Origin of the sequence: Streptomyces sp. NPDC059994, assembly GCF_042737755.1 — a bacterium.
Lineage (GTDB): Bacteria > Actinomycetota > Actinomycetes > Streptomycetales > Streptomycetaceae > Streptomyces.
Genome location: NZ_JBHWUR010000097.1, coordinates 16,609 through 29,235 on the forward strand (window position 1 = coordinate 16,609; position 12,627 = coordinate 29,235).

Below are 12,627 nucleotides of genomic sequence, written 5' to 3' on the forward strand. Positions count from 1 at the left end.
GGCTTGGGCTTGGAGCCTGGGCCTGAAGCCTGGGCCTGGAGCCTGGGCTTGGGCTTGGGCCTGGGCCTGGGCCTGGGGGCCTGGGCTTGGGCTTGGAGCCTGAGCCTGGGCCTGGGGGCCTGGGCTTGGGCCTGGAGCCTGGGCCTGAAGCCTGGGCCTGGAGCCTGGGCCTGGAGCCTGGGCTTGGGCTTGGGCCTGGGGGCCTGGGCTTGGGCTTGGAGCCTGGGCTTGGGCTTGGGGCTTGGAGCCTGGGCTTGGGCCTGGAGCCTGGGCCTGGAGGCCTGGGCCGCTACTCCCCCCGGCCCAGCCTCTCGCGGACCTTCTCCACCACGTCCGCGTACCGCGCCTCCGCCCCGTAGCGCGTCGGCTCGTAGTAGCGCTTGTCGGCCACCGCGTCCGGTGCGTACTGCTGGGCCGCGATCGCGCCGGGTACGTCGTGCGGGTACACATACCCCTGGGCGTGGCCGAGCTTGGCCGCGCCTTTGTAGTGGCCGTCGCGCAGGTGCGGCGGGACGGGACCGGCCAGGCCCTTCCGAACATCCTCCATCGCGGCGAAGATCGCGTTCGTCGCCGCGTTCGACTTCGGGGCGAGCGCCAGGGCGATGGTGGCGTGGCTGAGCGTGAGGGCCGCCTCGGGGAAGCCGATCATGGCGACGGCCTGAGCGGCGGCGACGGCCATAGGCAGCGCCGTCGGGTCCGCGAGGCCGATGTCCTCACTCGCCGAGATCATCAGGCGGCGCGCGATGAACCGCGGGTCCTCACCCGCCTCGATCATCCGGGCCAGATAGTGCAGCGCCGCGTCCACGTCCGAGCCGCGGATGGACTTGATCAGGGCGCTCGCCACGTCGTAGTGCTGGTCGCCGTCCTTGTCGTACTTCACCGCCGCCCGGTCGACCGTCTCCTCGACCGTCTGGAGCGTGACCTCGGGCTCGTCCTTGGCCAGGGCCGAGCCCGCCGCCGCCTCCAGGGCGGTCAGCGCGCGGCGGGCGTCGCCGCCCGCGATCCGCAGGAGATGCGCCTCGGCGTCCTCGGCCAGCGTCACCGCCCCGCCGAGCCCGCGCTCCTCCCCGACCGCCCGGCGCAGCAGGGCGCGCAGGTCGTCGTCGGTGAGCGGCTCCAGGGTCAGCAGCAGGGAGCGGGAGAGCAGCGGGGAGATCACCGAGAAGTACGGGTTCTCCGTCGTCGCCGCGATCAGCGTCACCCAGCGGTTCTCCACCGCCGGGAGCAATGAGTCCTGCTGGGCCTTGGAGAAGCGGTGGATCTCGTCGAGGAAGAGGACGGTCTCCTTGCCGAAGCCGCCGATGGCCCGGCGGGCCCCCTCGATCACGGCCCGCACTTCCTTGACGCCCGCGGTGATCGCGGAGAGCTCGACGAAGCGCTTGTTGGTCGCTTTCGACACCACGTACGCCAGGGTCGTCTTGCCGGTGCCCGGCGGGCCCCACAGGATCACGGAGGAGGGCCCGGCGGGGCCGCCGCTCCCCTCCCCCACCAGGCGCCGCAACGGCGAGCCGGGCTTGAGCAGGTGCTGCTGCCCGACCACTTCGTCGAGGGTGCGAGGGCGCATCCGGACGGCCAGAGGGCTGCCCGCCGGGTCTTTCTCCTGGCGGTCCTCTGCGGCTGCGGTGAACAGGTCGGGCTCCACATCGAGAACCCTATGTCACCCCACTGACAACGCCCCCGGCCCGGTGCCCGGCGCGCGCCGGCTGCTCAGCTCGTCCAGAAGTCCCACCAGCGCGTCAGGATCAGCATCCCGATGATCCCGACGTGCACCACGGGCAGGACCCAGGTGAACTCCGACAGGAACGACTTCAGCCAGCCCGGCGCCGGCAGCAGGCCGCGCCGGATGTTGTGCGAGGTCACGTACCAGAACATGAAGATCGTGGCGACCCACGCCAGGCTGCACCACAGGCAGAGCGCGTTGATCCGGTACAGCGACTGGAACTGCAGCCAGGTGCAGAACCCGACGCCGAAGAGCGTGCCCGCGTTGAGGGTCAGCCAGTACCAGCGGCGAAAGCGCGCGCCCGCCAGCAGGCTCATGCCGACCGCGATCACGATCCCGTACGCCACCAGACCCAGCATCGGGTTCGGGAAGCCGAACGCCGAGGCCTGGTCGCTCTTCATGATGTTGCCGCAGGAGACCACCGGGTTGAGGCTGCAGCCCGGCGTGAAGTTCGGGTCTTCGAGCAGCTTGAACTTGTCGATGGTGATGACCCAGGCCGCGAGCAGTCCGGCGGCCCCCGTGATCACCAGGAGCCACGCGAACGCGCGGCTGCCGCCGAAGGTGCCCTTGGTGCTCACCTGCTCCTGGCCGGAGGAGACGTCGTCAACTGTTGTGGTCATATCGCCGTTCCGTCATTCCGTGGCTGCTGGGCAGGGGGCCATTGTGCCGCAATCCATGGCCCGGCCACCGTTCGATGGGGATAAGGAGGGCGACTTCCGCCACGCCAAGTCCGGCCCGCGACGACCGGACTTGGCACTTCGGCATCGGCGTCATCCATCAGGACGACGCCGTACGTACGGAGTTGACCCGGCCGTCAGACCAGGCGCGCGCGCACGGCCTCGACGACCTCCGCGACGGGGACCGCCACCTGGTCGCCGGACTCCATGTCCTTGAGCTGGACCAGGCCCTCGGCCAGATCCCGCTCGCCCGCGACGATGGTGAGGCGGGCGCCGGAGCGGTTGGCGTTCTTCATGGCGCCCTTGAGGCCCTTGCCGCCGTAGCTGAAGTCCGTCGCGACCCCGGTCCGGCGCAGCTCGGTGACCACGCGGAACAGCACCCGGCGCGCCTCCTCGCCGAGCGGCACCGCGAACACGCTGGTCGCGGAGGGGATGTCGAGGGTGACGCCCTCGGCCTCCAGCGCCAGGACCGTACGGTCGACGCCCAGCGCCCAGCCCACCGACGGCAGCGCGGGGCCGCCGATCATCTCGGAGAGGCCGTCGTAGCGGCCGCCGCCGCCGACCGCGGACTGCGAGCCCAGACCGTCGTGGACGAACTCGAAGGTCGTGCGGGTGTAGTAGTCGAGGCCGCGCACCAGCTTGGGGTCGTCCTCGTAGGCGACGCCCTCGGCGTTCAGGAGCTCGCGCACCTCCTCGTGGTACGCCTTGCACGCGTCGCACAGGTAGTCGCGCAGCAGCGGCGCCCCCACCAGCTGCGCCTGCACCGCGTCGCGCTTGTCGTCGAGCACCCGCAACGGGTTGATCTCGGCCCGGCGCAGGGTGTCCTCGTCGAGGTCGAGGCCGCGCAGGAAGTCCTGGAGCGCGGCCCGGTAGACCGGCCGGCACTCCTGGTCGCCCAGCGAGTTCAGCAGGATGCGGAAGTTCCGCAGCCCCAGCGAGCGGTACGCGTCGTTCGCCAGGATGATCAACTCGGCGTCGAGCGCCGGGTCCTCCGCGCCGATCGCCTCGGCGCCGACCTGCGAGAAGTGCCTGTAGCGGCCCTTCTGGGGGCGCTCGTAGCGGTAGTACGAGCCCGAGTACCAGAGCTTGACGGGCAGGTTGCCGGCCTTGTGCAGATTGCCCTCCAGGGCCGCGCGCAGCACGGAAGCGGTGCCCTCGGGGCGCAGCGCCAGCCTGTCGCCGCCCTTGGTCTCGAAGGCGTACATCTCCTTGGTCACGATGTCGGTGGACTCGCCGACACCGCGCGCGAAGAGCTCGACGTTCTCGAAGCCCGGGGTCTCGACGTACCCGTAGCCGGAGTTGCGCAGGGGCGCCGCGATCGCCTCGCGGACGGCCAGGTAGGTGGCGCTGGCCGGGGGCAGCAGGTCGTACGTGCCCTTGGGGGCCTGGAAGGTACTCATGGGGAAGCTTCTCGTCACATTCCTCGTCGGGGAGAGGCGATGCCGTCTCCCGGGCCGGCGGCCACCTGCCGCAGATACGGGTTGGTGGCGCGCTCCTGGCCGATGGTGGTCTGGGAGCCGTGGCCGGACAGCACCACGGTCGAGTCGTCGAGCGGCAGGCACACACGGCCCAGCGACTCAAGGAGCTCGGCGTGGCTGCCGCCGGGCAGGTCGGTGCGTCCGACGGAGCCGGCGAAGAGCAGGTCGCCCGAGAACAGGATCGGAGGGATGTCCTCCGCCTCGGGCAGCCCGAACGTCACCGACCCCTTGGTATGGCCGGGCGCGTGCGACACGGTGAGCTCCATGCCGGCCAGCTTCAGCGCCGCGCCGTCCGTCAGCTCCTTGACGTCGTCCGGTTCGCCGATGGTCAGCTCGCCCATGATCTGCGCGCCGAAGGAGCGGCCGAGCGCCTTCTCCGGGTCGCTCATCATGTACCGGTCCGAGGGGTGGATCCAGGCGGGCACGTCGTGGGCCCCGCACACCGGGACGACGGAGGCGCAGTGGTCGATGTGGCCGTGGGTGAGGACGACGGCGACGGGCTTGAGCCGATGCTTCCTGAGCGCGTCCTCGACTCCCTGGGCGGCCTGGTGGCCCGGGTCGATGATCACGCACTCCTCGCCTGCGGCGGGGGCGACCAGATAGCAGTTGGTGCCCCAGGCCCCGGCGGGGAACCCGGCAATGAGCACGATCGTCCTCAATTTCTCGTACGACGGGTGATTGCGGCTGTTCAGAGCCTACCGGCGCTGCTCCTGTCACAGCGAACCCATATACGGTACGGGCACAGTCCGCGCGTACACGCGTCCGTACCCCACTACACCGCACAAGGAGACCACCGGTGGTCAGCAGCGATCAGCGCCGGCGCCAGCTCGCCCGGGAGAAGTTCGAGCGTCAGCAGCAGCGCCGCGAACAGGCCCGTCGCAAGTCCAAGCGCCGCAACACCGTCATCGCGGCCGCCCTCGCGGTGGTCGTCGCGGCGGGCGGGGCGGCCTTCGCCACGGGAGCCTTCTCCTCCGACGACGACAAGAAGAAGTCGGACGCCGCCGCGCCGTCCGAGACCCCGACGCCCTCGGCGAGCAAGGACTCCGCGCCGGAGCCGAAGATGGCGATCGACCAGAAGGCCTCGTACACGATGTCGCTGAAGACCAGCGCCGGTGACATCGCGTTCAAGATGGCGGCGGCGAAGACCCCGCACACGGTCAACTCGTTCAAGTCCCTCGCCGACAAGGGCTACTTCACCAACACGAAGTGTCACCGGCTGACCACACAGGGCATCTTCGTGCTCCAGTGCGGCGACCCCAAGGGCGACGGCAGCGGCGGCCCCGGTTACACGATCCCCGACGAGAACCTGACGGGCCTGGGCAAGGCGGGCGCGGACGGCACCGTGACGTACCCGGCGGGCACGGTCGCGATGGCCAACACCAGCCAGCCGCACACCGGCGGCAGCCAGTTCTTCCTGGTCTACAAGGACACCAAACTGCCGCCCAGTTACACGCCGTTCGGCACGATGGACGACGCGGCGCTCAAGGTCGTGCAGGAGGTGGCGAAGGCGGGGGTGGCCGGCGGTGCCGGGGACGGCGCGCCGAAGACTGCCGTCACCATCACGAAGGCCGCCGTCAACAAGGACTGACCCGCGGAATTCGGCCGTGCTGAGTGCGGACAGCCGGGCGGCCGGTCGCCTAGATTGGCGTTGTGCAGCGCGGTGAGAATCGCGTTGTGGAGGGCGGGCGAGGCCCGTCCCGGAAACTGTGGACGATGCCACGAGGGCCGAACCCCTCGCGCAGGCATCATGTGGAGGAGGCGCTGTGAGCAGCGACCCGTGGGGCCGCGTCGACGAGACGGGCACCGTGTATGTGCGTACAGCCGAGGGCGAAGTCGTCGTCGGATCGTGGCAGGCGGGGACTCCCGAGGAGGCCCTGGCCTACTTCGAGCGCAAATACGAGGGCCTGGTTGTCGAGATCGGCCTCCTCGAACGACGGGTGAAGACCACCGACCTGTCGGCGAAGGACGCCCAGACCGCGATCGAGCACCTGCGCACTCAGGTGGACGAGCACCACGCGGTGGGCGACCTCGAAGCGCTTCGCAAGCGGCTCGACAAGCTCGTCGAGACCGTGGATTCGCGGCGCGAGGAGCGCAAGGTCCAGAAGGCCAAGCAGACCGACGAGGCCAAGCACGCCAAGGAGGCGCTGGTCACCGAGGCCGAGGAGCTGGCGCAGAGCGAGCAGTGGCGCTCGGCCGGCGAGCGGCTGCGGGCTCTCGTGGACACCTGGAAGGGCCTGCCGCGGCTCGACCGGAAGTCCGACGACGAGCTGTGGCACCGCTTCTCGCACGCGCGCTCGGCGTTCTCCAAGCGCCGCAAGGCGCACTTCGCGTCGCTCGACGCGCAGCGCGAGGAGGCCCGCAAGGCCAAGGAGAAGCTGGTCGTCGAGGCCGAGTCGCTGTCCTCGTCCACGGACTGGGCCACCACGGCCGCCCGCTACCGCGAGCTGATGACGGACTGGAAGGCGGCGGGCCGCGCCCAGCGCGAGGCCGAGGACGAGCTGTGGAACCGCTTCCGCGGCGCCCAGGACGTCTTCTTCGCCGCGCGCAGCGAGGTCTTCGCGGAGCGTGACGCCGAGCAGACCGAGAACCTGAAGCTCAAGGAAGACCTGGCCGTCGAGGCCGAGAAGCTCGTCCCGGTGACCGATCTGAAGGCGGCCCGCGCCACCTTCCGCGGCCTCAACGAGCGCTGGGAGGCCATCGGCCACGTGCCGCGCGACGCCCGCCCGAAGGTCGAGGGCCGGATGCACGCCGTGGAGCGGGCCCTGCAGGAGGCCGAGGAGTCGGAGTGGCGCCGCAGCAACCCGGAGGCGCGCGCGCGTGCCGCGGGTCTGACGGGCCAGCTCCAGGCCGCCGTCGACAAGCTGCGCGGCCAGATCGACGCGGCGCGCACGGCGGGCAACAACGCCAGGGCCGACAAGCTCGCCAAGGAGCTGGAGGGTCGTCAGGCGCTGCTGGACCAGGCTCTGAAGGGGCTTGAGGAGTTCGGCGGCTGACACGTTCCCGACGGGGGTTACGTACGAAGGCCCGGCCGTGACGTCACGGCCGGGCCTTCGGCGTACGTGACGTCGTCATGCGGCCGGGCCCACCCCTCTGCTCCCCCGCTCCAGGGTGTCCAGCGCGTGCCGCAGCACATCGCATGCCTGACTGTGGTTGCCGGCCGACTGGAGGAGTTCGGCCAGGCGGCGGCAGACGGTGAGTGCCTCCGGGCCGAACCTCTTGTGGGTGAGGTGGAAGGCGCCCTCCAGGACCTCGATCGCCTGGTCGTCCAGGCCCGACTCGGTGAGCAGCTCGGCAAGCTCCAGATGGACGATGACGGCGTCGCCCTCGGCGTCGGGCACCCGGTTCTGCAGGATCATCCGCAGCACGGGCAGCGCGTCCCTGCCGCGCCCCACCGATCTGAGCAGCCGGGCAAGCTGGAGCCCGGAGGAGATCATCGCGGCTTCGACCTCGGCGTCCATCACGGGCCCGGCCGGGACGCCCGGGTCGCCCTTGGCGCGGTTGCGCACCAGCGGCAGCCGCCCCACGTCGTTCTCCTGGCTGCGCTGCGGGCGCGGCCGGTTCCGGGCGCCGAGCCGGGCGTCCACGGCCCGGTAGAGGGTCTCCAGGTCCAGGGTCTCCGGCGCGTCCGGCAGCCCCTGGCGCAGGACGTGCAGCAGCTCGCCGGTGAAGGCGGTGTGTCTCTCCCCGTCCGGGGCGAGCGCCACATGGTCCTTCGGGGAGGCGGTGAGGACGTACGCGCCCTGGATCCCGGCCTGCGCGGCGAGGGCGTTGGGGGTGCCGAGGGTGCGGGCCGCGCGCCCGCTGAAGCAGCAGTCGAGGACCACGACCTTGCGCCGGGCCGGGGAGGCGAGGATCGCGGCGCGCAGATGGCGGTACTCGACCGCCGTGTACCCGGCGCCTTCCCGGGAGCCGGTCAGGGCCACGTACAGATCGGCGGACTCGGAGTCCCGCAGGCCGTGGCCGCAGTAGTAGACCAGCAGGGTGTCCTGCGCGCGCTCGCCGGCCGCGTACACCGGGTCGAGGAGGGCGGCCGGGGTCTCCGGTTCGGCCACCGTCAGTGTGTGCGCCTCGGGCAGCCCCCAGACCGTGGAGTCCCGCAGGACCTTCGCCAGGTCCTGCAGGTTGGACTCCACGGCGGGCAGCTGGGGCAGATGCAGATAGCCGGCGGTGCCGATCAGTACGGCGGCCGACGCCGAGGGGTCAGGCAGATCCGCCGTCACCGGACCGCTCCTCACCCGCCAGCAGTGCGGTGATCCGCGCGATCGTGGCCGGGTCCGCCCCATTGAGCTCGATCTCCACAGCGCCCCTGCGCATCACGACGGCCGGGGCGGTGCGGCGGGCGGATCTCCACTGCCCGACGGAGAGCGCCAGCTGGCCCGCCCCGAGCCCGCCGCTGACCACCAGCGACATGACGTCGAGCAGGGTGCCCATGTGCTCGGGGTCGGGCGGCCGGGAGCTGCCGAGCGTGCCGTGCACGGCCCGGCCGACCTCGTCGTCCGCGTGGAGCCACCGCAGCAGGGACCGTAGCTCCGCTTCGGGGTCGGCGGCGCCGCGCACCCGGATCTCGATCTTCGACACCGGTTCCTCGGTTCCCTTCGGGGATCGGTCTTTCGGGGGTGCGCGGGCTTTCGGGGGTGCGCGGGTGGGGGCCGCGTCACTCCTGCTCGCGTGCGGCGAGTACGGGCGTCACCACTGCGGACACCTCCGCGAACTTGGCCACCGCCTCGGGGCCCGCGCCGAGCCGGGCCAGGCACACGCCCTGCCAGTAGACGCAGGCCAGCGTGGTGGGGTGGTCGGGGCCAAAGGAGACGCGACTGACCTCCGCGACCGTGCTCAGCAGCCCGATGGCCTCCTCCAGCGAGCCGCGCAGCACCAGGTTGACGGCCTCGCGCTGGCGGGCCTCCGCGACGGAGGGCGTCATGGCCCGCAGGATCTGGTGCCTGGTGGCGCCGCTGAGCGCGAGCACGGAGGTGGCGAAGCGCCGCGCGGCGGCTGCCGCCGGCTCCGGGCCGGGAGAGGATTCCGCCTGTTGGGCGAGGGCTGTCCCGGTGGCGCGGTGGACGTGTCCCGTGCCTTCCCTCCCGGGCGGCCAGGTGGGGGCGGCGCCGGGGACCGGCGGCCCGGCGGTGGCGGCCTCGGCCGCGGGCGGCCCGAAGTCCCTCACAGCCCGTCTGCGCAGATACCCGGTGACGGCGTCGTCGACCAGCTCCGTGGCGTTGGGCGGGCAGCGGAGCCGTTCCAGCGCCTGCGCCCCGGTGGGCCGTGCGGCCGGGTCCTTGGCCATCAGGTCGGCGACGAGCTCGGCGAGGTCGTCCGGGATGCCCGGCCTGCCCTTCAGCGGGGCCGACGGCTCATGGACGATCTTGTAGAGGACCGCCATCGCCGACTCACCGCCGTAGGGCTGGGCACCGGAGAGCATCTCGTGCACGCAGACGCCGAGGGCGTACAGGTCCGAGTGCACCCCGAGGCGTTCGCCGCGCACGACCTCGGGCGCCATGTACGAGGGTGTGCCCACCACCATGCCCGTCGCGGTCTGCCGTGAGGTGTCGAGCAGGTGGGCGATGCCGAAGTCCTGGAGGACGACCCGGCCGGTCCGGGTGAGGTGCACATTGCCGGGCTTGACGTCCCGGTGCAGGATGCCCGCCTCGTGCACGGCGCCGAGCCCCGCGCACACCCCGCTCGCGACGGCCCGTACCAGGGCGTGCGGCAGCCTGCCCTCCGCGTCGATGAGGGTGCGCAGATCGACGCCCTCCAGGAGCTCCATGACGAGGAAGGGCGCCTCGTGGTCGAGGCCCACGTCGTGGACGACGACCGTGTTGGGGTGGGCGATCCGGGCCAGCGCGTGCGCCTCGCGCTCGAACCGGGTGCGCATCTCGTGGCCGGCGAGGCCGGAGCGGATCATCTTCAGGGCCACGCGCCGCCCGAGCGCGGTGTCCAGGGCCTCCCACACCTCGCCCATGCCGCCGGAGCCCAGCCGCGTGAGCAGCTCGTACCGCTGGTCGATCACGGTCGGCTCGGCCATGTCACCCCCTGTGCCCGAGTCCCCCGATCATCGCCCTCAACGCCCTTGCCGGGCAAGGGGATTGGGCAAGTCGGGGGAACCGGAAAGGAGTTACGGCCTGCGCGCCGACGTCACCCGGTAGACGTCGTACACGCCCTCCACTCCCCGCACCGCCTTCAGTACGTGCCCGAGGTGCTTCGGGTCGCCCATTTCGAAGGTGAAGCGGGAGGTGGCCACCCGGTCGCGGGAGGTCTGGACGGCCGCCGAGAGGATGTTGACGTGCTGGTCGGAGAGGACCCGTGTGACGTCGGACAGGAGGCGCGAGCGGTCCAGCGCCTCCACCTGGATGGCGACCAGGAACACCGACGACTGGGTGGGCGCCCACTCGACTTCGAGGATCCGCTCCGGCTGCTGCGAGAGCGAGTCCACGTTGACGCAGTCCGCGCGGTGCACCGAGACGCCGCTGCCGCGCGTCACGAAGCCGATGATCGGGTCGCCGGGGACGGGCGTACAGCAGCGGGCCAGCTTGACCCACACGTCGTCGACACCCTTGACGACCACGCCCGGGTCGGCGTTGGCCCGGCGCTTGCTGCGGCCGCGCGAGGGCGGCGCCGACTCGGCGATGTCCTCGTTGGCCGCCTCCTCGCCGCCGAGCGCCTGCACCAGCTTCTGCACGACGCCCTGCGCGGCCACATGGCCCTCGCCGATCGCCGCGTACAGGGACGAGATGTCGGGGTAGCGCATCTCGTGCGCGAGGGTGACCAGGGAGTCGCCGGTGAGGATGCGCTGGATCGGCAGGTTCTGCTTGCGCATGGCGCGCGCGATGGCGTCCTTGCCCTGCTCGATCGCCTCGTCGCGGCGCTCCTTGGAGAACCAGCCGCGGATCTTGTTGCGGGCGCGCGGTGACTTGACGAAGCCCAGCCAGTCGCGCGAAGGCCCGGCCCCGGCCGCCTTGGAGGTGAAGACCTCCACCAAGTCGCCGTTGTCCAGGGTCGATTCGAGCGGGACGAGGCGGCCGTTGACCCGTGCGCCTATCGTGCGGTGGCCGACTTCCGTGTGGACCGCGTACGCGAAGTCCACCGGCGTCGCGCCCGCCGGGAGCGCTATGACGTCACCCTTGGGGGTGAAGACGAAGACCTCGTTGCGCGACAGGTCGAAGCGCAGGGACTCCAGGAACTCGCTGGGGTCCTCGGTCTCCTTCTGCCAGTCGAGCAGCTGGCGCAGCCACGCCATGTCGTTGATGTGGTCGTCCTTGCCGGCCTTCTTCGGTACGTCGGTGCGCACCTTGGAGGCGCCGGCGACGGCCTCCTGCTTGTACTTCCAGTGCGCGGCGATGCCGTACTCGGCGCGCCGGTGCATGTCGAACGTACGGATCTGCAGCTCGACCGGCTTGCCGTTGGGGCCGATGACCGTCGTGTGCAGCGACTGGTACATGTTGAACTTGGGCATCGCGATGTAGTCCTTGAACCGCCCCGGAACCGGGTTCCAGCGGGCGTGGACCGTGCCCAGCGCCGCGTAGCAGTCGCGGACCGTGTCCACCAGGACGCGGATGCCCACCAGGTCGTAGATCTCCGCGAAGTCACGGCCGCGGACGATCATCTTCTGGTAGACGGAGTAGTAGTGCTTCGGGCGGCCGGTGACCGTCGCCTTGATCCGGGCCGCGCGCAGGTCGGACTGGACCTCGTCGGTCACTATGGCCAGGTACTCGTCGCGCTTGGGCGCACGCTCGGCCACCAGCCGTACGATCTCGTCGTACATCTTGGGGTAGAGGATCGCGAAGGCGAGGTCCTCCAGCTCCCACTTGATGGTGTTCATGCCCAGGCGGTGGGCCAGCGGAGCGTAGATCTCCAGGGTCTCGCGGGCCTTCTTCTCCTGCTTCTCCCGCTTGAGATAACGCATGGTGCGCATGTTGTGCAGGCGGTCCGCGAGCTTGATGACCAGGACGCGCGGGTCCTTGGCCATGGCGACGACCATCTTGCGCACGGTCTCGGCCTGCGCGGCGTCGCCGAACTGGACCCTGTCGAGCTTGGTGACGCCGTCGACGAGCAGGGCGACCTGGTCGCCGAAGTCGCGGCGCAGGGTGTCCAGGCCGTACTCGGTGTCCTCGACGGTGTCGTGGAGCAGCCCGGCCATCAGGGTCGCCGGGTCCATGCCCAGCTCGGCCAGGATGGTGGTGACGGCGAGCGGGTGCGTGATGTACGGGTCGCCGCTCTTGCGCTTCTGGCCGCGGTGCCAGCGCTCGGCGACCTGGTAGGCGTTCTCGACCTGGCGCAGCGTGGCGGTCTCGATCTTCGGGTCGTTGCTGCGCACTATCCGCAGCAGCGGCTCCAGGACCGGGTTGTACGCGGAGGTGCGCTGCACACCGAGGCGGGCGAGCCGGGCGCGGACGCGGTTGGAGGAGCCGCCGCCGGAGCGGGCCACCGGGCTCGCGGGGGGCGTGGGCTTGGCGGCCGGGGCCGCCGCGAGGGGCCGCTGGGGCGGCTGCGGCGCGCTCGGCTCGGACTCCGCCGCCGGCTGCTCGGGCGCGGCGGGGGCCGCCGTGGCCTGCTCGGCCTGCTGGTCGGGCCGCTCGGCGGAGAGTGGCTGGGCCTCGTCTGGCAAGAGCGCTCCTCTGGGGATCCCCCCGGACGAAGTTCGGGGGAGGATCCGGGTCCCCCGGTCAGGCCCGGAAAGCCCATGGTATCGATCCTGGGCGGCCGGTTCGTGTCGGGCGGGTGTGACGGGCTGTACCCGGTAAACGCAGGAGGCGGG

The 12,627-nt window shown here is 71.3% G+C and carries 10 protein-coding genes; 2 read left to right on the top strand and 8 right to left on the bottom strand.

What is annotated here, in order from left to right; translation table 11 throughout:
- Window positions 1-289: 289 nt before the first annotated feature.
- The 4 genes from ACFWA7_RS31990 to ACFWA7_RS32005 form a co-directional block, all read right to left on the bottom strand.
- Window positions 290-1,642, bottom strand: coding sequence for a replication-associated recombination protein A (locus tag ACFWA7_RS31990; protein WP_385540417.1), 1,353 nt, complete (start codon window positions 1,640-1,642; stop codon window positions 290-292).
- Between the two features lie 65 nt (window positions 1,643-1,707).
- Complete coding sequence (locus ACFWA7_RS31995; RefSeq protein WP_385540415.1) at window positions 1,708-2,340, bottom strand: vitamin K epoxide reductase family protein; 633 nt, start codon at window positions 2,338-2,340, stop codon at window positions 1,708-1,710.
- 194 nt (window positions 2,341-2,534) lie between these two features.
- A complete protein-coding gene (gene hisS / locus ACFWA7_RS32000; protein ID WP_385826597.1) occupies window positions 2,535-3,797 on the bottom strand; it encodes a histidine--tRNA ligase in 1,263 nt (420 codons plus the stop codon).
- Window positions 3,798-3,811: 14 nt separating this feature from the next.
- Window positions 3,812-4,522 (bottom strand): MBL fold metallo-hydrolase, encoded by a 711-nt coding sequence (locus ACFWA7_RS32005; RefSeq protein WP_385540411.1) that lies wholly within the window; start codon window positions 4,520-4,522, stop codon window positions 3,812-3,814.
- A gap of 149 nt (window positions 4,523-4,671) precedes the next feature.
- On the opposite strand from ACFWA7_RS32005, the gene ACFWA7_RS32010 reads away from it, so the two are divergent.
- Window positions 4,672-5,463 carry a peptidylprolyl isomerase gene (locus tag ACFWA7_RS32010; protein ID WP_385540409.1) on the top strand — a complete coding sequence of 264 codons (792 nt, stop codon included), beginning with the start codon at window positions 4,672-4,674 and terminating at the stop codon, window positions 5,461-5,463.
- Window positions 5,464-5,638: 175 nt separating this feature from the next.
- Window positions 5,639-6,868, top strand: a complete 1,230-nt coding sequence (locus ACFWA7_RS32015) for a DUF349 domain-containing protein (protein WP_385540407.1) — start codon at window positions 5,639-5,641, stop codon at window positions 6,866-6,868.
- Between the two features lie 75 nt (window positions 6,869-6,943).
- Here ACFWA7_RS32015 and ACFWA7_RS32020 read toward each other — a convergent pair whose 3' ends face one another.
- The 4 genes from ACFWA7_RS32020 to ACFWA7_RS32035 all read right to left on the bottom strand — a co-directional run bounded on the left by ACFWA7_RS32020 (window position 6,944) and on the right by ACFWA7_RS32035 (window position 12,477).
- The gene (locus ACFWA7_RS32020; protein ID WP_385826599.1) at window positions 6,944-8,095 is read right to left on the bottom strand and encodes a caspase family protein; all 1,152 of its coding nucleotides are present in this window, start codon (window positions 8,093-8,095) and stop codon (window positions 6,944-6,946) included.
- On the bottom strand, window positions 8,076-8,453 hold the full coding sequence (locus tag ACFWA7_RS32025; protein WP_385550199.1) for a hypothetical protein: 378 nt from the start codon (window positions 8,451-8,453) through the stop codon (window positions 8,076-8,078). Before ACFWA7_RS32025 ends, ACFWA7_RS32020 begins: the two co-directional genes overlap by 20 nt.
- 76 nt (window positions 8,454-8,529) lie before the next feature.
- On the bottom strand, window positions 8,530-9,897 hold the full coding sequence (locus ACFWA7_RS32030; RefSeq protein WP_385826601.1) for a serine/threonine-protein kinase: 1,368 nt from the start codon (window positions 9,895-9,897) through the stop codon (window positions 8,530-8,532).
- Window positions 9,898-9,987: 90 nt separating this feature from the next.
- Complete coding sequence (locus tag ACFWA7_RS32035) at window positions 9,988-12,477, bottom strand: RelA/SpoT family protein (RefSeq protein WP_385550206.1); 2,490 nt, start codon at window positions 12,475-12,477, stop codon at window positions 9,988-9,990.
- Between the last annotated feature and the right edge of the window lie 150 nt (window positions 12,478-12,627).

Excerpts from the sequence above, each read along its gene's own strand:
- hisS (WP_385826597.1), bottom strand. The coding sequence starts at position 3,797 with ATGAGTACCTTCCAGGCCCCCAAGGGCACGTACGACCTGCTGCCCCCG.
- ACFWA7_RS32030 (WP_385826601.1), bottom strand. The coding sequence starts at position 9,897 with ATGGCCGAGCCGACCGTGATCGACCAGCGGTACGAGCTGCTCACGCGG.
- ACFWA7_RS31995 (WP_385540415.1), bottom strand. The coding sequence starts at position 2,340 with ATGACCACAACAGTTGACGACGTCTCCTCCGGCCAGGAGCAGGTGAGC.